This is a genomic window from Dyadobacter sp. HNCC25DJ184, from assembly GCF_056895215.1.
In genome coordinates this window covers 260,530-285,436 of the sequence record NZ_JBXHAQ010000004.1, presented here as the reverse complement: position 1 = coordinate 285,436, position 24,907 = coordinate 260,530, and the positions used below count along the sequence as shown (strand labels likewise).

General features: G+C 42.3%; 23 protein-coding genes. 7 read left to right on the top strand and 16 right to left on the bottom strand.

Going from position 1 to position 24,907, the window contains the following annotated elements:
- Positions 1–591 precede the first annotated feature (591 nt).
- The 3 genes from AC1XUD_RS08185 to AC1XUD_RS08175 all read right to left on the bottom strand — a co-directional run bounded on the left by AC1XUD_RS08185 (position 592) and on the right by AC1XUD_RS08175 (position 2,864).
- Entirely contained in the window at positions 592–1,020 is a 429-nt protein-coding gene (locus AC1XUD_RS08185) for a hypothetical protein (protein ID WP_483360484.1), read from the bottom strand.
- 512 nt (positions 1,021–1,532) lie between these two features.
- On the bottom strand, positions 1,533–2,267 hold the full coding sequence (locus AC1XUD_RS08180; protein WP_483360483.1) for a DUF481 domain-containing protein: 735 nt from the start codon (positions 2,265–2,267) through the stop codon (positions 1,533–1,535).
- 210 nt (positions 2,268–2,477) lie between these two features.
- Complete coding sequence (locus AC1XUD_RS08175; RefSeq protein ID WP_483360482.1) at positions 2,478–2,864, bottom strand: VOC family protein; 387 nt, start codon at positions 2,862–2,864, stop codon at positions 2,478–2,480.
- Between the two features lie 348 nt (positions 2,865–3,212).
- Here AC1XUD_RS08175 and AC1XUD_RS08170 point away from each other — a divergent pair, with 348 nt between their 5' ends.
- The 3 genes from AC1XUD_RS08170 to AC1XUD_RS08160 all read left to right on the top strand — a co-directional run bounded on the left by AC1XUD_RS08170 (position 3,213) and on the right by AC1XUD_RS08160 (position 8,453).
- Positions 3,213–3,593 (top strand): hypothetical protein, encoded by a 381-nt coding sequence (locus AC1XUD_RS08170; RefSeq protein ID WP_483360481.1) that lies wholly within the window; start codon positions 3,213–3,215, stop codon positions 3,591–3,593.
- A 118-nt stretch (positions 3,594–3,711) separates the two neighbouring features.
- The gene (secDF, locus tag AC1XUD_RS08165; protein WP_483360480.1) at positions 3,712–6,678 is read left to right on the top strand and encodes a protein translocase subunit SecDF; all 2,967 of its coding nucleotides are present in this window, start codon (positions 3,712–3,714) and stop codon (positions 6,676–6,678) included.
- A 128-nt stretch (positions 6,679–6,806) separates the two neighbouring features.
- Complete coding sequence (locus AC1XUD_RS08160) at positions 6,807–8,453, top strand: amino acid permease (RefSeq protein ID WP_483360479.1); 1,647 nt, start codon at positions 6,807–6,809, stop codon at positions 8,451–8,453.
- Between the two features lie 79 nt (positions 8,454–8,532).
- Here AC1XUD_RS08160 and lhgO read toward each other — a convergent pair whose 3' ends face one another.
- From lhgO to recQ, 6 genes are all read right to left on the bottom strand, one after another.
- Positions 8,533–9,732: an L-2-hydroxyglutarate oxidase gene (lhgO, locus tag AC1XUD_RS08155; RefSeq protein ID WP_483360478.1), complete on the bottom strand. Its 1,200-nt coding sequence runs from the start codon at positions 9,730–9,732 to the stop codon at positions 8,533–8,535.
- A gap of 283 nt (positions 9,733–10,015) precedes the next feature.
- Positions 10,016–11,215, bottom strand: a complete 1,200-nt coding sequence (locus tag AC1XUD_RS08150) for an anhydro-N-acetylmuramic acid kinase (RefSeq protein WP_483360477.1) — start codon at positions 11,213–11,215, stop codon at positions 10,016–10,018.
- 61 nt (positions 11,216–11,276) lie between these two features.
- Positions 11,277–12,371: a PSP1 domain-containing protein gene (locus AC1XUD_RS08145; protein WP_483360476.1), complete on the bottom strand. Its 1,095-nt coding sequence runs from the start codon at positions 12,369–12,371 to the stop codon at positions 11,277–11,279.
- Positions 12,368–12,490 (bottom strand): hypothetical protein, encoded by a 123-nt coding sequence (locus tag AC1XUD_RS08140; protein WP_483360475.1) that lies wholly within the window; start codon positions 12,488–12,490, stop codon positions 12,368–12,370. The genes AC1XUD_RS08145 and AC1XUD_RS08140 overlap by 4 nt, the downstream gene beginning before the upstream one ends.
- Positions 12,490–13,779, bottom strand: coding sequence for a phosphoribosylamine--glycine ligase (gene purD / locus AC1XUD_RS08135; RefSeq protein WP_483360474.1), 1,290 nt, complete (start codon positions 13,777–13,779; stop codon positions 12,490–12,492). Before purD ends, AC1XUD_RS08140 begins: the two co-directional genes overlap by 1 nt.
- Positions 13,780–13,831: 52 nt before the next feature.
- Positions 13,832–16,045 carry a DNA helicase RecQ gene (gene recQ, locus AC1XUD_RS08130; RefSeq protein WP_483360473.1) on the bottom strand — a complete coding sequence of 738 codons (2,214 nt, stop codon included), beginning with the start codon at positions 16,043–16,045 and terminating at the stop codon, positions 13,832–13,834.
- A gap of 93 nt (positions 16,046–16,138) precedes the next feature.
- On the opposite strand from recQ, the gene AC1XUD_RS08125 reads away from it, so the two are divergent.
- Entirely contained in the window at positions 16,139–17,113 is a 975-nt protein-coding gene (locus tag AC1XUD_RS08125; protein WP_483360472.1) for a KpsF/GutQ family sugar-phosphate isomerase, read from the top strand.
- Between the two features lie 21 nt (positions 17,114–17,134).
- Here the strand turns inward: AC1XUD_RS08125 and AC1XUD_RS08120 are convergent, their stop codons facing one another.
- The 7 genes from AC1XUD_RS08120 to rpmG form a co-directional block, all read right to left on the bottom strand.
- Complete coding sequence (locus tag AC1XUD_RS08120; protein ID WP_483360471.1) at positions 17,135–17,611, bottom strand: DUF4293 domain-containing protein; 477 nt, start codon at positions 17,609–17,611, stop codon at positions 17,135–17,137.
- A 46-nt stretch (positions 17,612–17,657) separates the two neighbouring features.
- Positions 17,658–18,968: a 30S ribosomal protein S12 methylthiotransferase RimO gene (rimO, locus tag AC1XUD_RS08115; RefSeq protein WP_483360470.1), complete on the bottom strand. Its 1,311-nt coding sequence runs from the start codon at positions 18,966–18,968 to the stop codon at positions 17,658–17,660.
- A 121-nt stretch (positions 18,969–19,089) separates the two neighbouring features.
- Positions 19,090–19,356, bottom strand: coding sequence for a hypothetical protein (locus AC1XUD_RS08110; RefSeq protein ID WP_483360469.1), 267 nt, complete (start codon positions 19,354–19,356; stop codon positions 19,090–19,092).
- A gap of 25 nt (positions 19,357–19,381) precedes the next feature.
- Positions 19,382–19,720, bottom strand: coding sequence for a hypothetical protein (locus tag AC1XUD_RS08105; RefSeq protein WP_483360468.1), 339 nt, complete (start codon positions 19,718–19,720; stop codon positions 19,382–19,384).
- A gap of 2 nt (positions 19,721–19,722) precedes the next feature.
- Complete coding sequence (gene ftsY, locus AC1XUD_RS08100; RefSeq protein WP_483360467.1) at positions 19,723–20,685, bottom strand: signal recognition particle-docking protein FtsY; 963 nt, start codon at positions 20,683–20,685, stop codon at positions 19,723–19,725.
- A 168-nt stretch (positions 20,686–20,853) separates the two neighbouring features.
- Positions 20,854–21,006 (bottom strand): DUF4295 domain-containing protein, encoded by a 153-nt coding sequence (locus AC1XUD_RS08095; RefSeq protein WP_149639761.1) that lies wholly within the window; start codon positions 21,004–21,006, stop codon positions 20,854–20,856.
- Positions 21,007–21,093: 87 nt separating this feature from the next.
- Entirely contained in the window at positions 21,094–21,276 is a 183-nt protein-coding gene (gene rpmG, locus AC1XUD_RS08090) for a 50S ribosomal protein L33 (protein ID WP_483360466.1), read from the bottom strand.
- 304 nt (positions 21,277–21,580) lie between these two features.
- Between rpmG and AC1XUD_RS08085 the strand changes: the two genes are divergently transcribed.
- From AC1XUD_RS08085 to AC1XUD_RS08075, 3 genes are all read left to right on the top strand, one after another.
- A complete protein-coding gene (locus tag AC1XUD_RS08085) occupies positions 21,581–22,108 on the top strand; it encodes a c-type cytochrome (RefSeq protein ID WP_483360465.1) in 528 nt (175 codons plus the stop codon).
- Between the two features lie 87 nt (positions 22,109–22,195).
- The gene (gene gatB / locus AC1XUD_RS08080) at positions 22,196–23,689 is read left to right on the top strand and encodes an Asp-tRNA(Asn)/Glu-tRNA(Gln) amidotransferase subunit GatB (protein ID WP_483360464.1); all 1,494 of its coding nucleotides are present in this window, start codon (positions 22,196–22,198) and stop codon (positions 23,687–23,689) included.
- Between the two features lie 31 nt (positions 23,690–23,720).
- Positions 23,721–24,851: a redoxin family protein gene (locus AC1XUD_RS08075; RefSeq protein ID WP_483360463.1), complete on the top strand. Its 1,131-nt coding sequence runs from the start codon at positions 23,721–23,723 to the stop codon at positions 24,849–24,851.
- The last annotated feature ends 56 nt before the right edge of the window (positions 24,852–24,907 follow it).

Genomic DNA, 24,907 nt, shown 5'->3' with positions numbered 1-24,907 from the left:
GACACATCTCTGAAGAATGACCTCGTTGGCTTCATCTTCTGTTACATAGAAGTTTTTCAATATCCACTGTGTTCGAAGAGTATTTTGAGAGAAACAAGTGACTGCTTTCTGACGTGATGAATTGTATTTGTATTAATTCACTGTTTTGTGAGGTTTTGACGAAGGCATGTTTAAAAAGTAACCGTTGTTTATTAAAATTTGATTACTAATAGCTGTACTCTTTATTCTTGCGAATTAGTGAGTGCGAGAAGTCCAATCGGGTTATCAAAACTTCTGGTTGCTTTTCATATTTTAGGCTTAATAATCATAGAGTCAAGTTTCAATATAAAACCTGTGAGAAGGTATTAGGATCGACTGCAAAAAATGGAGTTGCTTCAGTAATGCTTTTGGAGAATTAATGGAAATGGGAGGAAGATATTTCTGAATTGCAATACGTCAACTGTGGATGATTATATACGTTGGTAATGGCGCAGAAACATGTGGTCTCTGCCTGATTCTATTGAAGAAGCAGAATTCGAGGAACCAAGAAGGGATTATTAATATTCACTGCCTGTATCGTGTTTGCTATGTCGGGAGTGAATAAACGTTGGATCATTTCAATCCTCTTCCATTAGATAGGTTAAGTTTTACTAAATTGTCTTTGGGAGAAATTCTAAAAACCTGCCCATTCCCAGGCTTCGAAAATGGACCGGAAATCGCCGGAATCGTGTAATCAAAGCCTTCAAATTCACATTTTACCTGTGCTTTTTCAACACTCTTAAATGGTAAGTTATCGGATTTCGCCACATTCATATCAAGAAACCATTTTTCGCGCTGGCCATCTTTTACAGACATTGTCATTTGGTTTTCAATCAAATCAATCACCAATGTCCCTTTTATATTCGTCAACGGCCACGCTATATGGAGTCTACCTTCATTTGGGCTGGTAATAACCGGGGCGCCGCCTTTGACCAGAACTTCCTTACCATCCACTACCGTTTTGATGCGCAGTCCTGCTAAATCATCGTTTTTACTCCACAATTATCCGTCAATAACCGGAAGCGTAAAGAACTGACACTCATTAGAAGTGGCTTTTTGCGTTGCGTAAACCGAGGGAAGTTTTTCATCAAAAATATGGATATCACGGATGCGTAAAGAGCCGTCTTCCCAAAGTATATTGGCCCGGAAGAACCTGCTATTGAACCATACCGTTTTAAGATCACCACCAGGGAGGTCATTATTGGCTCTAAATGAAGTAGTTGGCGTAAGTTTGAATTTGTTTTTGAACCAACGACCCGAAGCTTCAAGTGTTTCTACCCTTATTGGGGAAAGTAGGTGGAGAAAATTGGGGGAGTCCTTCTGTTAAAACCCTAGGAGCTCGGAGAAGGATATTATGGTTTTGTGTTCGCCGATCTGGATGGACATCGGTTTAACGTCTTTTTTATGTAATGAGTAAAAAACTGCCTGGCAAGAGTAATATTGGTGCTCAGAGAAAAGTATTTAATATTAAACAATTGAAGGTCAATAATTTAATATCATTAAGTCTGCGTTTTCTAAAAGAATCGTTCAAAGACAATTCCATATGTAAGTATGAAATTTTCCTTCTCTGTCCGGCTGATCAAATTGTAGTTTAAAGCGGTATTCAAGGTTACCCAACGCCATATTTTAAAACCAACATTCAGATTAGTCGTGACGATATGGTCGTCTCGATAGGTAAGCGATGGTTGCCAAAACCCTGCTCCGGTCACTGTAATGAGATCTTTATGCTTCCAGTTAATTTGTACTCTTAAGGAGTTTCGCAAGGTCTGATATCTCAATGGTACACTGTCAGACTGAATGATATTACTTCTTTCGTACAACAAGCCGTCACTGACACTGATCATAAGCCCGTCTTTATTAACTATCCGATAAGCAAGTCCCAGCCCCGATTGTATCTGCTCGTCGATCTTCAAAGAAAAGCTGGAGGTAAAATTGACTAGCCCCCAGTAATACAAATCGGGAATCTTTTTGTGGTATATATTAAAGTCAAGCGAAGTATTAAAGTCATTATTGGTCAGCGTTTCCAAACTCCCTCCGTAAAGCCAGGTAGTGTTGGAGTTCATCACATATTGTTTTTTCTTGATGCTGAAGTTTGCTCCATTGTTGAGTAAATAGGTCTTTCCCTCGGATGTTCTGTTAAAGGTACCCGACGTTGATAGTCTGATCTTATGGTTTAAAGAGTCGCTGAACTGAGCATTGGCACTATAGAAACCATTAAAGAGGCATAAAATAAAAAGTAGGTATTTCATAATTGTAGTATAAGCCATTGATCTCACTCGGTCTGTTTGATGCAGTGAGCTCCAAAAAGCCTAAATATTGTGCCAAATCCAAACCTCAAAAAAGGGAAAGGATCCGATTTCCAACCCGTAGCTGATTGAAGATCGGATCTTTCTTTAGAAATGGCTTGGGCTGGTACGGCAACGGAATGATATCATTTTACCGCTTTTCCTCGCATCAACTCAAGAATTTGAATGTAAGGCAATCCGGTTTCCTTCAGTATCGAGGAACACGGCCATACAACCATAATCTTGAGAGATCAGTGTTTTCGGTACCAGAATCTTTCCTCCCGCTCCTTCGATTCTATCCAACACAAATTGCAAATCGGGATTACCATTAAGATATATCAGCGGACCCTCTGACGCCGAGGGTTTGTGAAATTCACCGCTATCCACAAGCGCACCGCCCACTCCGGTCATCATGTCGTCAATTGGAAACATTTGCATTTTCAGATTGGGAGCATCTAATGGAATAAATGTCATCTCAAATATCGTTTCATAAAACGTTTTGGCTCTTTCGAGGTCGGTTGCCGGTATTTCAAACCAGCTGATGGCGTTTGTAAAGCTCATGGAAGTGGTAAGTTAAAAGGTGGAAAGAATTGTTTTAATTAAAACATGTTCGACGTGAAAATCTCATATGCTGTATCGCTTTTCGTGGAAATATATTTCAGATTTGTCCGAAGCGGATGCCGGGAAATTTAAAAGAGTTGACGAAGGACGAAGTTTGACCTCTTATTATATACGTATTAAGTGATTTTAAAATTGGACTAATCCGTTTTACAGTCATTATGAAAAAGAACTTTTGAATACACTTTGCCATATAATAAATGCCTGTCCGACGGCATTTATGTAAAATGTATTTGCGATTGTGGTTTTTTCATCTAAAATTTGCGGTTCGTTTGAAAAGACCCAGGATCTGTGAAACCAAAGACCTTTATTAATCAATTCTTTACCGTATTAATGTGCATCGTCGTTCTGACGATGTCCGGAGGTAAGTTTTGGTCTGAAAAAGGTACTTCGGAGTCGCATCAAATAGCTAAGGCTAGCCAGAAAGACCCCGTTTCAACTTCTGCAAAAGTACCTGTAGAAAAAACGATTGTCAGCGAGCTTTCGCTAAATGCTGTCATCACCCCATTACTTTCTTTCGATTTTTTTCAAGGATTTTATATCCTTCCTGAACCGATCTGGCACCTGCTGGAAAGTTCGGAAGTGGAAGTTGCTTCCTATGCAGAACCACATTTTCTGATCACGTCCTTTAGCAGATTATTCGCCTGCTATATAGTCACCAACGCTCCCTGATTGTGTTTTACCCTTTCAATATCACTACGCAAGATATTGATTATCAATTATTTTGAACTGTCGCTAAGGTGATGGTCAACCCCTTTCAGTATTAAACTCAATATTTTTATAAAACCCAATGACGAATAAAAACGGAATAATTGGCTTGACCATCGTGTTGGCCATTATCAGTGTTTACTACCTTTCTTTTACCTTCGTTTCAAGAAACATAAAAGGAAAGGCAGAAGCCTATGCAACCACGCCTGACGGTAAAATCGATCTGCCAAAAAAGCAGCATTATATCGATTCCCTGTGGCGTGAGCCAGTATACCTTGGACAAACGCTCCAGGAAGTAATGGAACGCGAACTTACGCTTGGGCTTGACTTACAAGGCGGTATGCACGTTGTTCTTGAAGTGGCACCAGCTGATATCCTTAAAGGAATGGCTGGCGGAAACTCAAGAAGTGCTGCTTTTCAAAAAGCGATCAAGGACGCCAACGAAGCTCAAAAGACAAGCAGTAGCTCTTATGTGAGTCTTTTTGTAAATGCATATAAGGCCAACTCTTCGACAAGTCTTGCAAGTGTTTTTGCCACAAGTGCCAACAGAGGCAAAATCAACAGTAATTCTTCTGATTCGGATGTCGCTAAAATCCTTAATACTGAGGTAAATAGTGCTATTGATCGTGCTTTTCAAATCACTCAGGCAAGAATTGACAAATTTGGTGTAACAAACCCGAATATTCAACGTCTGCCGAATACCAACCGTATTTTGGTTGAGCTCCCAGGTGTTGAAAATCCTGAACGTGTTCGTCGTTTGTTATCTGGTGCTGCAAAACTTGAATTCTGCGAGGTATACCTTACGAACGAATTAGCTCCTGCTATCGAAGGTTTGGCTTCATTCCTTGCAAAGGAAGATGCTGCTCAGAAAGCAATTGGAAAACCAGCGGCGGCTAGTGCAGTTTCTACTGACACTACAAAAAAGGCTGGTGCGACCGGTCTTGCTGCTCAGCTTGAGCAAAAAGGCGATTCGACTAAAACAGATAGTTCTGCAATGGCAGCTCAAAGTGCAGCACTTACAAGTCTGTTTGTTCCAATGCCGCAAGGTTTGGGGGTTTATTTGAAAGATACAGCGAAAGCAAATGCAATTCTTTCTCGTCCTGAAGTACGTTCTCTTTTCCCTTCCGACCTTGTATTTATGTGGGATCGCAAAGGTATGGATGGTCAAAACGGCCAGTTGATTTTGCCACTTTACTTTATCAAAAAACAAGGTGGTGAAGCTGCGATGGAAGGCGATGTGATTATTGATGCAACTCACGACTATGATGATCGCGGTCGTCCGGAAGTGACGATGCGTATGAACGGTGAAGGTGCCCGTAAATGGCGCTCTCTAACTGCCAGAAGCGTTGGTCGTCCGATAGCAATTATCATTGATAATCTGGTATATACAGCTCCGACAGTTCAGGGCGAGATACCAAATGGTAACTCAAGCATTACTGGTAACTTCACGGTGGAGGAAACCAAGGATATGTCGAACGTGCTGAAAGCAGGTAAGTTGCCGGCGCCAACAAACATCGTTGAAGAAGCTGTGGTAGGTTCTACATTAGGTGCGGAGGCAATCAGAGACGGGGTTATATCGTCGGCTGTTGGTTTGTTGATCGTTTTAGTATTTATGGTTGCATACTATGCGCGTGCCGGTTGGATCGCGGATATCGCCCTTTTGATCAACTTGTTCTTGCTTTTGGGAGTAATGGCTTCGTTGGGAGCAGTACTTACTTTGTCTGGTATCGCAGGTATCGTTTTGACAATCGGTATGGCTGTGGATGCGAACGTACTTATATATGAAGGTATTAAGGCAGAAATACATGAAGGGAAGCCGTTTGCTCAAGCTGTTCAGGATGGTTTCAAAAACTCTTTGACCGCGATTATCGACTCGAACGTAACAACACTTTTGACGGGTATCATCCTTTATGTATTCGGTACAGGTCTTGTACTTGGTTTTGCAACGACCTTGGTTATCGGTTTATTGACTTCATTGTTTACAGCGATATTCATCACAAGATTGCTTCTGGAATCAAGAATCAAGAAAGGGGAGACGTTCAAATTTTATTCGGGATTAACGAAGAACTGGTTTCAGGATAATCACTTCGATTTCGTATCTCAAAGACGTCGTTACTATATCATTTCTTCGATCATCATCGCGATTGGTATTGGTTCGTTTATCTTCAAAGGGTTCGGATTAGGTATCGATTTCAAAGGTGGACGTTCATATGTAGTTCGTTTTGAGAAAGATGTGGAAACAGACGAACTTCGTTCTGCTTTGACGGATGTGTTGGGCGGAACTCCTGAGGTTAAGACTTTCGGAGGTGCAAGCCAGGTTAAGGTAACTACCGCATATCTGATCGATGATACTGCTCCCGAGGCAGATCAGAAAGCAGAAGCACAGGTATTGAAAGGTGCATCGGCTATTAAGGACAACAAAGCTCAAATAGTGAGTTACAGCAAAGTAGGGCCAACAATGGCCTACGATACGATGATATCTGCCATTTATGCAATCCTACTTGCACTTGCTGCCAACTTCGCATATATCTTCATACGGTTCAAGAGGCTGGCATTTAGTTACGGTGCGGTGGTGTCACTATTCCATGACGTGGTAATTATCCTTGCGATTTATTCTGTGTTTAATGGAATTCTGCCATTCTCACTGGATATTGATCAGGCTTTCATTGGTGCCATTCTGACTATGATTGGTTACTCGATGAATGACACGGTCGTTATCTATGACCGTATCCGGGATTACTTAGGAAAAGAAAAATCGCGGAACGAAAGCTTGCCAACGGTTATTAATAACGCCTTGAACAGTACATTGAGCCGTACGGCGGTTACGGGGGTTTCGGTAATTCTTGTACTTCTTGTACTTATCATTTTCGGTGGTGAAGTAATCCGTGGATTCACCTTCTGTATGTTGCTAGGGGTAATCGTAGGAACATATTCTTCACTATTTGTAGCAGCGCCTGTCGTAATCGACTTGCTGCAACGTGAAAACAGGAAGAAAGATGCATTAGCAACGGCGACAGTCGCTGAGCCAGTGAAGAAGGCTAAAGTATAACTCAAATATGTTAAAGAAGGGAAAGTATATACTGCTTTCCCTTTTTTATTTTCTAGAAACGCTGTATTAGCAAATTTTATTCTAGTTTTATAGAATCTTGGAACTATCTCTATAATTAAAAATACTTTATGGCAAATCAACTTTGGGTTAGGAAACCATTGTCAAAGCTTTTACAGGAATCGTCGGGTGAGGGGAATCAATTAAAAAGAACTCTTGGGCCAGGGAGTTTGGTAGCTCTTGGGGTCGGTGCAATTATCGGTGCAGGTTTATTTTCGATAACCGGTGGTGCAGCGGCAAATCAGGCAGGACCTGCAATTACAATTTCGTTTATCGTAGCTGCACTGGGATGTGCATTTGCGGGGTTATGTTACGCCGAATTTGCATCTATGATACCTGTTGCAGGTAGTGCTTACACGTACTCATATGCTACAATGGGTGAGTTTATTGCCTGGATCATCGGGTGGGACCTTGTCTTGGAATATGCCGTCGGGGCGGCTACTGTTAGTATAAGCTGGAGTAGGTATCTGGTCAAATTCTGCGAGGGCTTTGACGTTCACCTCCCTACGGCACTTACCGTAGGTCCCTGGGATGGTGGATATGTAAATTTGCCAGCCGTATTTATCGTGATCTTGATGAGTTTGCTGCTAATGAAAGGTACCGAAGAAAGTGCCAAAGTGAACGCAGTGATCGTGGGGATTAAAGTGACGGTCGTAATAATTTTCATCGGGCTGGGTTGGAGCTACATCAACAATAGTAACTACACGCCTTATATCCCTGATAACACAGGTAATTTTGGAGAATACGGATTCAGCGGTATCATTCGGGCCGCAGCCATTGTATTCTTTGCTTATATCGGTTTTGATGCCGTGAGTACTGCAGCTCAGGAGGCAAAAAATCCTAAGAAAGATATGCCGATCGGGATTCTCGGATCGCTTGTTCTTTGTACTATTCTTTATATTCTGTTTGCGCATGTAATGACAGGGGTTACAAGCTATCTTTCGTTTAAAGGACAGGATGGTATTGCACCCGTTGCAGTTGCGATTGAACATATGGGTAAACCGGATGCATCAGGCGTTATTCACCCAGATTATCCTTGGTTGAACCGTGCCATTATCGTTGCTATTTTGGGTGGATATGCTTCCGTAATTCTTGTGATGTTATTGGGCCAAAGTCGGGTGTTCTTCAGTATGAGTAAGGATGGACTTCTTCCAAAAATATTCTCGAGTGTACATCCTAAATTTCAAACACCGGTTCGCAGCAATTTCATGTTCATGCTGTTTGTGAGTTTGTTCGCTGCGTTTGTTCCTGCACGTGTCGTGGGCGAAATGACGAGTATAGGTACATTGTTTGCCTTTATTCTTGTTTGTATAGGTATCATTGTTATGAGAAAACAAATGCCGGACGTACCCAGAGCTTTCAAGACTCCTTTGGTGCCGTTAATTCCTATTTTGGGAGTAGCTACTTGTTTCTTCATGATGGCTTTTTTACCTCTTGATACCTGGATTCGTCTTTTTGTTTGGATGATCATTGGCTTTGACGTATACCTTTGGTACGGAATCAAAAACAGTATTTTATCGGATGGACAGCCGGCATCTTTAGCCAACGGCCGAAAAGTAGCTGGTATGACGGGTATTGCCTTGGCTGTTATTTTGGGTGCGGTTGCATTTTTACATCATACCCAAACTGCTGGGGCAGATACCGGGCTATTTTACTTCTCGCTTGTTTTTGCGGTAGTGCATTTCGTGCTATTTGTGATCGAATCAATGCGTAAGTAGGTTCAGATCTTCATATAACAAAAACAGGGTGCTCAGATCGGGCACCCTGTTTTTGTTTATATGAGTTTGTTTGTTTAGCCTAAAATCGAGCCAAAACCCGTTCAGAAACCGTCTGCCCAATAGAAAGGGAAGAAGTGGCTGCCGGGGAAGGAGCATTACAAACATTAATAGCGCCTTTATTTTCCAGGATTGAGAAGTCATCCAGCAAGCCACCGTCGTAGTCACAGGCTTGGGCGCGAACGCCCGCCCCGCCAGGGATGAGATCTTCACTTCTTATATCGGGAATGAGTTCCTGTAAGGCTTTTGTAAACGCATCTTTTGAAAATGAACGATAATATTCTCCCATTCCCGTACGCCAGTATTTGGCGGCAACTTTCCGGAAACCTGGCCAGGCCAGCGATTCCAGCATTTCCGGAACGTTAATGTCTGTTTTTTTATACCCCTCTCGTTTGAAAGCAAAAACTGCGTTCGGACCCGCTTCGATTCCTCCTTCCACCATACGCGTGAAGTGTACCCCGAGGAAAGGGAAATTTGGATCGGGAACAGGATATATCAGATTTTTAACCAGATAATGCTTTTCAGGTCGAATCTTGTAGTATTCGCCTCGGAAGGGGATTATGCGCACATTTATATTCTCCGGTTGAGTCAATTGCGCCACTTTATCGGAATATAGCCCGGCACAGTTTACCACTAATTTAGCTTGATAACTTTCGCCGGTCAGCGTGATCACTTCAGAATAACCGCCACGGTCTTTTATTTGGGTAACCTTTTGATTCAGAGCGATTTGTCCATTGAGTTTCTTCAAGCACTCGGCATATTTCTCGGAAACGGCGGTATAGTCGATGATGCCAGTATATGGAACCCAAATTCCCTCTAAACCGTTGACATGCGGCTCAATCTCTTTAATTTCCGACGCATTGATCATTTTGTTTTGGGTCAATCCGTTCTGGTTGCCGCGTTCAAACAAATTGCGAAGTAGGGGCCTTTGTTCCTCCGTAGTAGCTACCACCACTTTTCCACAAAGATCATATGCCACACCTTCACGATCACAAAAATCGATCAGCATTTGATATCCCCGGATACAATTTGTGGCTTTCAGACTGCCTGGTTTATAGTATAATCCAGAGTGAATTACGCCACTATTATGGCCGGTTTGGTGCTTTGCAACGCCGTTCTCTTTTTCGAGAACTATTAATTTTAGAGAAGGCTTCTGTTCCTTAATGCGAAGGGCCGTCGCCAAGCCAACAATTCCGCCGCCAATTACAACTATATCGTACATAATTTACACTGATGTCTTTCAATCTGCAAAATAACAGTATGAAAACCAATAATCGTGCATCTCAGGAATAGATAAGTTAAATAGAGAAGTTAGCAGAATTTTTCAGGAAATTATGCAGATGTATAAACTTAATAGTGAACGAATTTTAACAAGTAAAACTTCCCCTAACAGCTAACAGCTAACAGCTAACAGCTAACAGCTAACAGCTAACAGCTAACAGCTAACAGCTAACAGCTAACAGCTAACAGCTAACAGCTAACAGCTAACAGCTAACAGCTAACAGCTACTTCGGAAAAGAAACCTTACCCATCGACACATTTGGCACGCCTGCGAGCTGCCCGAACGAAGAATCATCGTTGCCAGCAACCGTTTCATTGGCCAATACTGCAAAAAGAACTGCTTCTTTCGCGTCGCCGGCTACGCCCAGTTCTTCGAGAGATTTGATTGGAAAATTGGAAAGTCTGGCTTGAATTGCAGCCATAAGCACGGGATTGTGTGCTCCCCCACCACTTGTATATAATGTATATTGCTGAGAAACGTCGACAGTTTTCAATATGGCGTCCGAAATCGTATCGGCACTCAACTGCGTTAAAGTGGCAATCATATCATTCCTCGAAATGGAGGTAATACCTGATTTCTGAAGCGCTTGTTCCACATACTCAAAGTTGAATACTTCCGGGCCTGTGGTCTTTGGAAAGGATGCATCGAAAAATGCGCTCTTTTTAAGTTGTGCGAGCAGCGCCTGGCTTACCGTTCCCTTTGCAGCGATCTCCCCGTTTTGATCGTAGGCCAGATGAAAATACCGCCTTACATATGCATCGATCAGCGTGTTACCGGGGCCGGTATCGGTTGTAAAAATAGATGCGGAATTAAAATCCCCGGATAGCAAGGTAAAATTGGCGATGCCACCCATATTCAGCAATATTCTGTTTTCATCTTTTTTTGAAAAAAGATAATAGTCGCCATAAACCGCCAATGGTGCGCCTTCGCCTCCAGCAGCAATATGCTTTTGTCGGAAATCACTGATGGTGATAATACCAGTAATCATCGCAATATGGTCTGCGTCACCTATTTGCAAAGTTGCATTAGGGAATCCTGGGACCATATGCTGCTTTTTGGGTGCATGAAAAACCGTTTGTCCGTGACTCGCGATCAGGTCAATTTCCGAGGATTCAATATTCCAGTCGCTCAGGCATTGTAATATCATTTTGCCCTGCTCAATACCGATATATGGATTGAGGAGGCAGAGGTTCTGAAAATCAATCTCGCGTTTCGCAAAAATTTTTCGAATATTCTCCTTGAATAAATCGGTGTAGGTTATCGTGGTGAATTTCTCAGTGGTCAATCTGGTGTCAGTTCCGCTGCCAGAGATATTGCATAAGGCAATATCCAGGCCGTCCAGAGATGTGCCCGACATCAGACCGATAATCCTCCTTGATTTTTTTTGGGAAATGCGATACAGCTTTTCAACCTGCTGCTTCATTGTATTAAGCTTTTGATGTCTAAACAAAACGGCTCACTTTTTATGTCGTGAGCCGTTCTTCTTAATTTTTGGGCTGAGGTGTTGCCTGAGTCACCGGCGGCTTGTTGCCATTTTTGTTTTTACCCGAGCGATTTTTCTTTTTCTTTTTCTTCTTTTGCTCTTCGCTATATTTACGATCAAGGTTTTCCAGATCACTGTTCAATCTTTGCGACCCCTTTTCCGTGCCTTTTTCTGGTTCAGGAGTCAGGATTTCAAGCGATTCCGGAATGATATCCTTCTTATTCAATTCAACAATCTCAAGTACTTTGTCTATCGCGACTGGATACCAGTTGGTATCTTTATCAAACCCGAACCACATAATCTTTTTGAATATGTCGGTTTTTTGAAGCGTTGCGATACCTTTTTTGGTTTTGAGCGGGGCGTCGACAGTCGGGATATCTTTTAAAGCGTCGATATAGGTCTCCAGCTCATAGTTGAGGCAACATTTAAGTCGTCCGCACTGTCCCGAAAGTTTGGCAGGGTTGAGAGACAAATTTTGATATCTCGCCGCCGAGGTTGAAATGTTTTTAAAATCGGTCAGCCACGAGGAGCAGCACAATTCCCTCCCGCAGGATCCCAATCCACCTAAACGACTCGCTTCCTGACGAAGACTGATCTGTCTCATTTCGATACGAACCTTGAACTCAGAGGCCAAAAGCTTGATCAATTCCCTGAAATCCACCCGTTCTTCAGAAGAATAATAAAAAGTTGTTTTGGTATTATCCGACTGGAATTCCACGTCCGACAACTTCATATTCAACTTCATTTCACGAATAATCTCACGCGTACGGTAAAGAGTCGGCATTTCACGGGCCATAGCCTGCGTATGTTTGTCCAGATCCTTTTCGTTGGCCACGCGGTATAGCACATGAAGGTCATCATTGACAAGAATATTCTTCTTTTTCATCTGAAGCCTCACAAGTTCACCTTGTAGCGACACCGTACCAATATGCTGACCAGACGCCATTTCGCAGACTACATAGTCTCCCGTTATGAGTGCAAGCTGGTTTATATTCCGAAAATATTCTTTTCTTCCGCCTTTAAATTTTATCTCAACAACATCAAAACGCTGACTGGACGGTATATCCATATTGCTCAGCCAGTCGAAGACATTCATTTTATTGCATCCGCCCGAACTACAGGCTCCATTACTTCCACATCCGGCTGTTGAACTATCACTTGTTCCACAACCTCCGGATGAACATGATCCACATCCCATATCTTTGTCGTCTTCATCAATCGTTATAACGAATTAAATCCATACCAATGTCGTGCCGGAAATACTTTCCCTCGTATTGCACCAACTGAGCGGCGCGTTGAGATTTATGGATCGCGTTTTCGAGAGAATTGGCAACGCCCGTCAAGGCCATCACCCTTCCTCCGTTTGTCACAACTTCGGTATTTGCATTAAAGGTAGTGCCTGCATGGTATACAAACACATCATCTACCTTGTCACTTCCTGAAATGACCTTACCTTTTTCATACTCTTCTGGATATCCTCCCGAAACAAGTACGGTAGTTACAGCCACCTGAGGTGAGATATTCATCTCAAAATCGTTAAGAGTTCCTTTAGCTGTAGCCGCCATCAGCATCGCAAAGTCTGATTGAATGCGAGGCAAAACCACTTCCGTTTCAGGATCGCCCATTCTTACGTTATACTCAATTACAAACGGGTCTCCTTTTACGTTCATCAACCCGATGAATATGAATCCAACGTATTTAATTCCTTCAGCTTTTAAGCCTGCCAAAGTCGGTTTAACAACCCTTTCCTCCACTTTTCTAAGGAAATTCGTGTCCGCAAATACAACGGGAGAAACTGCGCCCATACCGCCTGTATTCAATCCTGTATCGTTTTCCCCAATTCTTTTATAATCTTTCGCCTCCGGAAGAATTTTATAATTCTCACCATCTGTGAGTACAAAAACAGATAGCTCAATTCCTTTCAGAAATTGTTCGACAACAACCTTGTTACCTGCGTCTCCGAATTTCCCATCAACCAGCATTTCTTTAAATGCCTTTTCAGCGTCGTCGTGTTTCTCAGCGATAATAACGCCTTTGCCGGCCGCCAGTCCGTCTGCCTTTAGTACGATAGGTAGTGAGTGTTCCGCCAGATAGTCAATTCCTGCATCAAAATTTTCCGCTGTAAAAGTCACTGAAGCAGATGTTGGTATGCCGTGCTTGTGCATAAAAGCCTTGGAAAAGTCTTTGCTGCCTTCCAATTGCGCACCGTCTTTTCCCGGACCGATGAGCTTTATTTTCTTTAAGGATTCAGTTTCAGCGAAATAATCAACGATTCCGTTTACCAGAGGCTCTTCCGGTCCTACTATTACAAGTTCAATATTTTTTTCAAGTACTTCTTTGCCAACGGCTTCAAAGTCGTTATATGAGATCGGAAGGTTGGTTGCTATATAGGATGTTCCGGAATTTCCAGGAGCTACGTATAGTTTATCACATAAAGGACTTTGGGCTATTTTCCAGGCAAATGCATGTTCTCTTCCTCCTGATCCCAGTATTAGTATGTTCATAACTTATTTTAAAATTTCGCCTTAAGGCTTCAAATGATTGAGGTAAGGTGTTTTAATTCGCCAGTTCGGATAAAAATTTAATTCTCATAAGCCTTAATTCCTCTTCGCTTACTTCATCATGTGAAAATTCATGAAGGGCTACCGCGATGTTATCGCTTTCGGCAGTCATAAAATAATCGTAAATATCCTGTTGTCTGTCTTTGTCAATAACCTGATTGATATAGTAATCCAGATTCAATTTTGTCCCGGAGTAGCAGATATGCTCTACTTCCTCGATAACATCGGCAAGTGCAAGATCCTTAACCTCAGCTATTTCGTCAAGACTTATCTTTCTGTCAACCTGTTGAATGATATAAATCTTGATTTTCGACTTATTGACTGTTGATTTAATAACGACATCTTTCGCGGTCTCAATGTCGTTTTCTTCAACATAGCGGGTAATCGCATCAATAAACTGACGGCCAAATTTCTGGACTTTCCCCATTCCAACCCCGTTGATCTGGGCCATTTCCTGTTGGGTTGTCGGATAGGTCGTTGCCATTTCTTCCAGAGATGGATCCTGGAATACAACAAATGGAGGCAGGTTTTTCTCTTTGGCTACTTTTTTGCGAAGCGCTTTAAGCATCCCAAGCAAAGCCTCATCGTAAGCGTGGGCACTACCTGCGCCGTTAGCTGACTCTTTGTCGTCGTCTTCTGGCTTAACCTCCTCTTCTTCAAAGTTATGGTCTTTATGCAAAGTTACCGGGTAGGGGTCGGTAAGGTATTTAGTGCCCTTTTCTCCTAATTTCAGGATACCGTAATTTTCAATATCCTTTTCCAGATAGTTGAAAATTACGAGCTGACGTATCGCCGAAAGCCAATATTCACGAGATTCGTTCAGCTCAATTCCTTTGCCGAAAACATCGAGTTTGTCGTGTTCATAGCTGCGTACGTACTGGTTGTCAGTAGCAGTTATCAGATCTGCAATATGCTCACCATCAAATCTTTGATCAGTCAATTGAACAGCTCTTAATATCAAAACCACATCATCCTGAACCTTCGCTTTTTCCGTTGGTTTGACACAGTTGTCGCAGAATCCGCAGTCTTTTTCCATATACTCACCGAAATAACTCAAAAGCTGCCGGCGTCTGCATACCCCCAATGTTGAATATGCTACCATTTCGTTTAGTAAATGGCGAGCATTATCACGTTCTGTGACTGTTTTGTCTTTGTTGAATTTCTCCAGCTTGGTAATGTCCTCATAGCTGTAGAACATCAAACAGTTTCCTTCCAATCCGTCACGTCCTGCCCGTCCAGTTTCCTGGTAATATCCTTCCAAAGACTTAGGCACGTCGTAGTGGATCACAAAACGAACATCTGGTTTGTCAATCCCCATTCCAAAAGCGATGGTAGCAACGATGACATCACATTCTTCATTCAGGAATGCATCCTGATTAGACATGCGCGTGTTGCTATCCAGTCCGGCGTGGTAAGGAAGAGCCTTAACATCATTAACCCTTAACAATTCGGCGACTTCTTCGACCGTTTTTCTGCTAAGACAATATATAATACCCGACTTGCCTTTGTTATTTCTTACATACCTGATCAGCTGCTTTTTAACATCCTTTTTCGGCCGAATTTCGTAATAAAGATTCTTACGGTTGAAGGAAGACTTGAAAGTCTCAGCTTCTTCCATTTGAAGATTTTTACGAATATCCTGTTGAACTTTTGGTGTTGCAGTCGCTGTCAAAGCGATAATTGGCAGTTGGCCAATATTCTCAATAATACCATAAATACGACGATATTCCGGTCGGAAATCATGTCCCCATTCCGAAATACAGTGCGCTTCATCGATGGCTACGAAAGATATTTTAACCTTTTTAAGGAAGTCAAGATTGTCTTCCTTCGTAAGCGATTCGGGAGCTATATAGAGTAATTTAAGAGAACCATCCAGGGCATCTGTCTTAACTCTGGTCATTTCCGCCTTTGTAAGCGTCGAGTTCAAGAACTGGGCATTAATTCCAAAAGCAGTAAGCTGATCCACCTGATTTTTCATCAAAGCGATCAATGGAGATATGACGATGGCCATTCCATCACTCACAAGTGCAGGCAGCTGATAGCACAGGGATTTGCCCGCACCGGTTGGCATTATCACAAAAGTGTTCTTGCCGAGAAGGATGTTTTGTATGATAACTTCCTGTTCTCCACGGAATTGACTATATCCAAATATATCTTTCAGCCTTTCTTTCAGCGAGTCTAAAACGACCTTTTCAACCTTCTTTACCATGCCTTGTATTCAATAGGGTTATCCCAAAGTTCTTTATCTTTGTCTTTGAAATTAATAATAATAATTGGTTCCTTCTAAAACAGTAATTCAAAATTGAAATTAATAAAAAATATCCAGTCAATAGCAAAAGACGTACTGCAGCAAGAGGCTTTAGCATTACAAAATCTGATTGAACTTATTGACGAACAATTTGAAAAATGCGTAAATGTCATATTGAATTCTGAGGGTAGGGTTGTTGTTTCGGGCGTGGGAAAGAGTGCTATTGTTGGTCAAAAAATTGTCGCAACCCTTAACTCGACCGGCACTCCGGCACTTTTCATGCACGCCGCCGACGCCATTCACGGTGATCTCGGTATGATTCAACAGAATGATATTGTCATCGTGATCTCAAGAAGCGGTGATACCGCCGAGATTAAGATTTTGATACCATTGCTCAAGCGGGTAGGGGTCACGATCATTGGTATGGTGAGTAATAAGGAATCTTACCTTGGTCGTAACGCCGACCATATTTTACATGCATATGCTCCACAGGAAGCCGACCCGTTAAATCTTGCACCATCCACCAGCACAACAGTCACGATGGCACTGGGTGACGCGCTCGCGATCAGTTTGCTGGAATGCAGGGGTTTCAGTCACGACGATTTCGCCAAATATCATCCTGGTGGGGCGCTGGGCAAACGGCTTTACCTAAAAGTGTGTGATCTTTATCCGAACAATTTATTACCGGTTATCCATGAATCTGCCAATCTGCAGCAGGTTATTTTAGAGATAACTTCCAAGTTGCTGGGGGCCACGGCTGTGGTGGAAGATTCAGGAAAAGTCCGCGGTGTAATTACTGATGGTGATTTGCGAAGAATGCTTAAACAGCACGACGTTCACAATCTGCTAAACCTCAAAGCCCGGGATATCATGACTGCTAGTCCAATCACCGTTCATCCGGAGGAATATGCGGTTAAAGCACTGGAAATCATGCAGTCCAAAAGTATAACTCAGCTTTTGGTTGTGGAAGATGAATTTGTAAAAGGCTTTATCCACTTACACGATTTACTAAAAGAGGGCCTGGTTTAGGCCCTCTTTTAACTGAAGTTATTATCTAAACCGATTAGACTGCTGCACAATCTTCTCGTCTCTTCTGATAAATCTGTTTGCAAAAACGTTGGAAAGCATAGCAGCGACCAGTCCATAAAAGCCCATTTCATATGACCCGGGAGTTTGCGGATCGAAAAGTTTTGCAGTTTTGTAATAGGTGAAATAAATTACCAAACCCATTAAAACCGTCAGCAAAATAGAATTGACAGCACACAAAGCTGACTGAAGTACCCGGTTCTTAAACTGAAAGATAGCATATGCTGCGACCAGAATGACAAGGATTGCGACAATAACGAGATAATATACCGGCTGAATCTCAGACTGAATCGGTGTAATTTGATGCGTTAATTTTAGAGCGGAAAGTTCTGCCCTTTGAGGACTGGTCAAAGACACTTTGTGCCAGATTGGGAAAGAAAGGAATACCCCCATACTGATAACCACAAGTGCCAGAAATATGGTTTGAATACGCTGTAACATGTTTTAAACTCTTAATATTTAACAATTGAGACAAATATAGTGTGCATTATGGAACCAGCTCGCCATACAAGTCAAATTCTTCTGCAGAGGTGATTTTTACATTTGCGAAATCGCCCAAACGCACATATTGGCTGGCAGGAATCAACACTTCATTATCAACTTCCGGAGAATCAAATTCTGTACGGCCAATAAAATTCCCTCCTTCTTTGCGATCGAAAAGTACCTTGTAGGTATTGCCTATTTTTTGTTGATTCAACTCGTAAGAAATGCCCTGTTGCAATTCCATGATAGCGTCCGCACGTTCCTGTTTAATTTCCGCAGGGATATCGTCAGGCATGGTATATGAATGCGTGTTGTCTTCATGAGAATATTGGAAGGCGCCCAGTCTGTCAAATCGCATTTTTTCAACAAACTCAAAAGTTTCGTCGAAATGCGCTTCCGTTTCGCCGGGATGGCCAACGATCAGCGTGGTTCGGAGCGCAATTCCAGGTACTTTTTCACGAATGGTATGAATAAGCGCCTCAGTTTTTTCACGTGTGATCCCACGTCGCATACTTTTCAAAATTTCCGTCGATCCAGACTGAAGAGGCATATCAAGATATTTGCAGATATTGCTTCTTTCATTCATAACATCCAGAACATCAAGCGGAAACCCGGCAGGATATGCATACTGCAATCTGATCCAGTCGATCCCTTCTACATCCGAAAGTTGATACAGCAGATCTGAAAGATTTCTTTTTTTGTAGATATCGAGTCCATAATAAGTCAAATCCTGAGCGATCAGAATTAGTTCTTTTGTGCCTCGTTTTGCCAATGATTTTGCTTCTTTAACAAGCTCGTCGATTGGACGGGAAACGTGTCCGCCACGCATCAAAGGGATTGCACAAAAGCTACACGGGCGATCACAACCTTCTGCAATTTTGAGATATCCGTAATGCGCAGGTGTTGTAAGAAGTCGTTCACCAACCAACTCGTGTTTGTAATCCGCCTTTAACGTTTTGAGCAATCGTGGAAGTTCATTTGTTCCGAACCAGGCGTCAACTGTCGGAATTTCTACCGCGAGTTCATCCTTATATCTGTGTGAAAGACAGCCTGTAACATATACTTTATCGACAATACCAGCTGCTTTAGCATCAGCATATCGTAAAATCGTATTGATTGATTCTTCTTTTGCTCCGTCAATAAATCCGCAGGTATTGATTACGACAATCTGGGAATCGTCCTTTTTTGACTCATGGGCAACCGTTATACCGTTTCCCTTTAACTGGGTATAAAGTACCTCCGAATCCACCAGGTTTTTGGAACAACCCAGTGTTACTATATTGACTTTGTTTTTTATTATTCCTTTTGTTTTCATTCGTATCAGCTTTTAGCTGTGCGCCTTAGGCGTTGGATAACCCGCTTTTATACTGAACTAATTGATTTAGAGCCGTAAAACGGGGCTGCAAAGATCGTGAAAAAATGGGAGAATATCGAAATTAATGAATGGAAGGAATCCAGCGCACGTAACGGTCATTAGGAATGTTCTTGAAATATTCAAAAATTCCCATGACGCCCGGCATTTTGCTGGTGAGTATGAGTTCGGGAGCGTTGTTGATATGGAAACGATAAAAGGAGAAAGGCATTTTAAAGTTGCCGTTGGTATGCTCTTCAACAAAGCTGATATCACCATCTTTTAGCAGATACACGAACGACCTTGTATTGATGGAAACCACTTTCTGTTTTGGATCGAATGATATTTCCACATCTTTTGTGTAGGGCCAGTAATTGTTATACAGGTAAAAAATGTATAAAGGGAAAGAAAAACACAAGCAAGCCAGGCCGATGGAGCATCAGATATCCAAACCAGATATTGCTATCAGATGTTGCCATTTTTGGGCTAAACATCAGGCATGTCGACATGATACCGAAGCTCATAAAAATGAGACCAAACAGTATATCAAAGGACACGAAATAGTCTTTCCAGGTTGATCGTAATGCAGTGGATTTGTAAACGACCTGATAAGTTTGACGGCTCTCCCTGAGTCCTGCGATGACCATAAGAACAAATGGTGCGCATATAGTTCCGAGAATAAAAGCGACAAGAACAAATTGTTCCCAAGCAGTCATTTTTAACTGATTTTCTTAAACAAAGAATCCACAAACTCCGAGCGATCGAAAACCTGTAAATCATCCATTTTCTCGCCTACACCGATATACTTTACAGGAATTTTGAATTCGTCAGAAATACCGATTACAACGCCACCTTTGGCTGTGCCGTCCAGTTTGGTAATCGCCAGTGCTGTGATTTCGGTAACCTTTGTGAACTCACGAGCCTGAATAACAGCATTTTGTCCGGTGCTTCCATCTAAAACCAGTAATACTTCGTGCGGAGATTCGGGTAAAACTTTTTGCATTACCCTCTTGATTTTGGAGAGTTCGTTCATCAGGTTGACTTTCGTATGAAGTCGTCCGGCAGTATCAATGATAATCACATCCGCACCGATTTCAACACCTTTTTTGAGCGCATCGAAAGCCACGGCAGAAGGATCCGTATTCATTCCGTGTTCAATAACAGGGACGTTCACGCGTTGACCCCATAATTTCAACTGTTCTACTGCTGCTGCACGGAATGTATCTGCCGCACCGAGAACAACTTTATGCCCCCGTTGCTGAAATTGGTGTGCTAATTTTCCAATAGTTGTAGTCTTTCCTACTCCGTTAACTCCCACAACCATAATCACATAAGGCTTTGGTAGGTGTTGGGTTTCGAAACTGTCGACGATATCAACCGATTTGTTTTCGGTCAATAGTTCAGCAATTTCTTCGCGGAGCATTTTGTCTAGTTCCGAGGCGGTAGCATACTTATCACGGGCAACTCGCTCTTCGATTCTCTTGATAATTTTTACGGTAGTTTCTACCCCAACATCTGAGCTGACAAGGATATCCTCCAATTCGTCGAGTACATCCTCATCGATTGTAGTTTTTCCAATAATGGCCTTTGAAAGCTTACCAAAGAAACTCTCTTTGGTTTTCTCAAGCCCTTTATCTAATGTTTCCTTTTTCTCTTTTGAAAAAAAACCAAATAAACTCATAATCAAGTGTATGGGGTAAAGCCGTAATACAGGCAACTGCCTTATACTATCGATTTTTTGCTAAAAAAACAGATAATATTTTTATCCAAAAATATAACAAAAAAAGTCCCGACAAGGGACTTTCTTCAATTCAAAGTAAAAACTTTAAAATGTCAGGTTGGCTAAACCTTAGTTTTTCAAAGCTCCCTGTACGCCATCAAGAGGTACGATTTCTTCTTTGAAGGTGTAAGCACCTGTCTTAGGAGATCTTACGGCTTTAATCACTTTGGCAAATGATTTACCGCCTTCTTTTTTCAGGGTAGCAACTACTTTCTTTGCCATGTCTGTATATCTTTAATATGTTGTATGTTAATAAGTTGTCCGGTACAGAAATAATACTGCCTCTCAGAAACAGCGAATTTCAATGTACTATTTAATCTCTTTGTGAAGAGTATATTTTCTCAGAAACGAGTTGAATTTTTTCAATTCCATACGTCCTGGAGTATTTTTACGATTCTTAGTAGTCACATAACGGGACATGCCTGGAACACCTGATTCTTTTTGCTCGGTGCATTCCAAAATTACCTGAACTCTATTGCCTTTCTTAGCCATTGCTTTACATCGTTTTTACAAATAGGACTGCAAAGGTAATAACTTTCGGATTATTAGCAAATTATGAGTTTTATTTTTCCTGAATAATTTTTTCAGGGATATTCGTGTATTGCGGACAACAAGATTATTCAGGCAAATGACAGTCTGACAAAATGGGTTACAGAACGTTTTGGGAAATATTGTTACCATTTGATGTACTATTATTTGAACTATTGCGAGGAAATTTAATTCAAACTTACTTTCTTCGTGGTGATTTACCTTCTCAAAGGATAATCTGGCGGAAATTCTTAAAAAATTAATCGAAATGACTCTTAAAAAAAGTACCTCTTTAGCAGTAATAGCGCTGGTAGCCTCAGTTTGGATAGGTTGCTCCTCAAAAGAGGATCGTGAAAAGTATGATACCTACTATGGCTCAGGCAGCAAAGCCAGAGAGGAAGCGGCACTCGTAGAAATTCAGAACGAAAGGAAAACGGACGCTGAAGCGGCAGCCAAAGCTCCGGTTGAAGCAGCTCCTGCTGCAGCTGCGGCGGGCGATACTTCGGCAACAGCGGCAGCACCGGCTGATGCAAAACCTGTTAAAAAGCCTGTGCCTGCGGATGTTTCGGCGTTATTGAACAAGCATACATGTTTCGCTTGCCACCAGGCGTATGATAAATTGATCGGGCCGGCTTACTCGGAAGTTGCCAAGAAGAAATATACAGCAGACCAGATTGTGGAACTGGTGCACAACCCAAAGCCAGAGCACTGGCCTGGTTATCCTCCAATGGCACCACTTGCACACGTCCCGAAAGCGGATATTGTAGTGATCGCAAATTGGATCAACTCGCTCTAAGAAATATAGAAATTGGAGAAAATACGGGTCGTTCATGTTATGGACGACCCGTATTTGTATCTTTGCATTTATTATTTGTTTAGAAATATGACGCAGAACGTGCTCACTCCAATAGAATTAACAGATGAAATAATGGCCGGATACGAAACGGTAATCGGTCTTGAAGTGCATTGTCAGTTACAAACGGAGTCGAAATTATTTACAAGAGACCTGAATATGTTTGGTGTCGAGCCAAATACAAACATTGGTCCTCTTACATTGGCGTTGCCGGGTACGTTGCCAAAGGTTAACAAGAAAGCAATTGAATATGCCATAAAAATGGGATTGGCCTGCGGTTGCACCATCAACCAAAGGTCGACGTTTGACAGGAAAAATTACTTTTATCCGGATCTTCCGAAGGGATATCAGATATCTCAGGACAAACATCCGATATGTTTGGATGGCGGCGTGAATATATCTGCAAAAGGCGCTGACGGACAAGTTGCAGACCGTCATATTCGTTTCCATCATATTCATTTAGAGGAAGATGCAGGAAAATCAGTACACGACGGAAGTGATACTGATACGATGCTTGATTACAACCGGGCAGGTACGCCATTAATCGAAATGGTATCAGAGCCTGATCTTAGGTCTGCCGAAGAGACAGCAGCTTTTGTGACGGAAATCAGACGATTGGTAAGGTATCTCGACGTAAGCGACGGTAATATGGAGGAGGGTTCGTTGAGGGCTGACGTCAATGTTTCTATCCGGAAAAAAGGGAGCGAGCAACTGGGTACGAAGGTGGAGATCAAAAACATGAACTCTATCCGGAATATGATGAAAGCAATCCATTTTGAGAGTAGAAGGCAGATTACTGCGCTCGAAAACGGTGATCCGCTTTTTCAGGAAACGCGTATGTTTGATGTGGAAACAGGTGAGACATATGGCATGAGGGTGAAGGAAACGATGAATGATTATCGCTATTTCCCAGATCCGGATTTGGCTCCTGTGGTTGTGTCTGATCAATGGTTGGAAGAAATTAAGGCAAGTATGCCAGCACTTCCGAGTGAGCTTCGTGAGAAATTTACTTCGGTTTATGGAGTTCCTGCATATGATGCGTGGGTACTTACAGATACGAAAGAATTGGCAGCCTATTTTGAGGCTGTTTGCGGACTCACTGCTTCTTACAAAGCCGCTTCCAATTGGTTGATGGGGCCAGTAAAATCTTACTTGAATGAGCACGACGGAGATATATTGAAGTTTCCAATATCGGCAGCTGCGCTGGCGGAATTAATTGAATTGAACGAATCAGGTTTGGTAAGCCATTCTATTGCTGCCCAAAAGATATTCCCGGTAATGCTTGCCGATGCTGGTAAATCGCCGAAGGAGATCGCTGTTGAAAACAACTGGGTCCAAAATAGCAATACGGACGAGCTGGAAACGTTGATAATGGAAGTACTTGCCGCGATGCCAGATAAGGTAACGGCGTATCAGAAAGGAAAAAAGGGATTAATGGGGCTTTTTGTGGGAGAGGTCATGAAACGTTCGAACGGAACGGCTGATCCTAAACTGGTTAATCAGTTGCTGGCAAAGAGCTTATAAAATCACACTATTGAAGCAAAACCAGGTTCGTATGAAAATATCATCAATCAGAAATTTCGCCATTTTCTTACTAGGCTTATGTGCCGGGATAGCTCGAGCTCAAGGGGATCTTGAGCCGAAAGAATTGGTGATAGACGGCAAAACAGCTGGTTTGCCGAAAGGCTCGAAAGTCGTTTTGGCGAAGACCATCTCAACTGGTGGATCAATGAATATTGACTCGACGACAACCGGAACTGATGGTAGTTTTGTTTTGAAAACCAAAGAGACAGATCGGGGAACATTTTATACTTTGACAATTGCTGAGTCACAGCGTGTTGTACTTTTGTCAGAAGGTGGCGAAACGCTTCAGGTTTTTGCTGCTAATAATACCAGACCAGCCGTTACTGGCTCGAAAAACATGGAGTATTATGCCAAAGTAGACGCGCTAATGGTGGATTTTTCAGGTAAAGTGACGAAGTGGAATGAAGAGTATACTGCAGCGGAAGCGAAAAAGGACACCAAGACCATTCAGAGAATTCAAACTGAATATGCAAAAGCAGAGCAGCTGAGAACCGATGAGTTAAGAAAGCTGGTGCCTGAAATGGGGACTTCACTGGTTGCTTTATGGGCTGTCAATAATTTTCTGAATCCGGAACAGGATCTGGCAACGCTCAAAAAATTGGCGGCAGACTACGAAAAAGTTACGCCGACTCCAACGATCGCCAAAGGATTTATTGGACAAGTTAAAAGAATAGCGGGGTTGGCAGTTGGTGATCAGGCACCTGATTTTACATTGGATGATCCAACAGGTAAGCCACTCACGCTTTCTTCGTTGAAAGGACAATATGTTTTGATCGATTTCTGGGCTTCTTGGTGCGGCCCTTGCCGTCAGGAGAACCCAAATGTGGTGAAAACATATGAAAAATATAAGGACAAAGGCTTCTCGATATATGGGGTGTCACTTGACAAAGACGCGGTTGCATGGAAGAAAGCAATAGAAAAAGATGGCCTTACCTGGCTGCACGGATCTGACTTGAAATATTGGAACTCGGCCGTAGCCCAGTCATATGGGGTAAAGGCTATACCTGCAACCTATTTGCTTGATAAACAAGGTAAAATCATTGCAAAAGGGTTAAGGGGACCAGCACTGGAAGCCAAATTGCAGGAGCTTTTTGGACAGTAGGAAGTAGCAAAGCAAAAGAAGCATTTCCGATACGAAAGACGTCTATAAACAAAGCC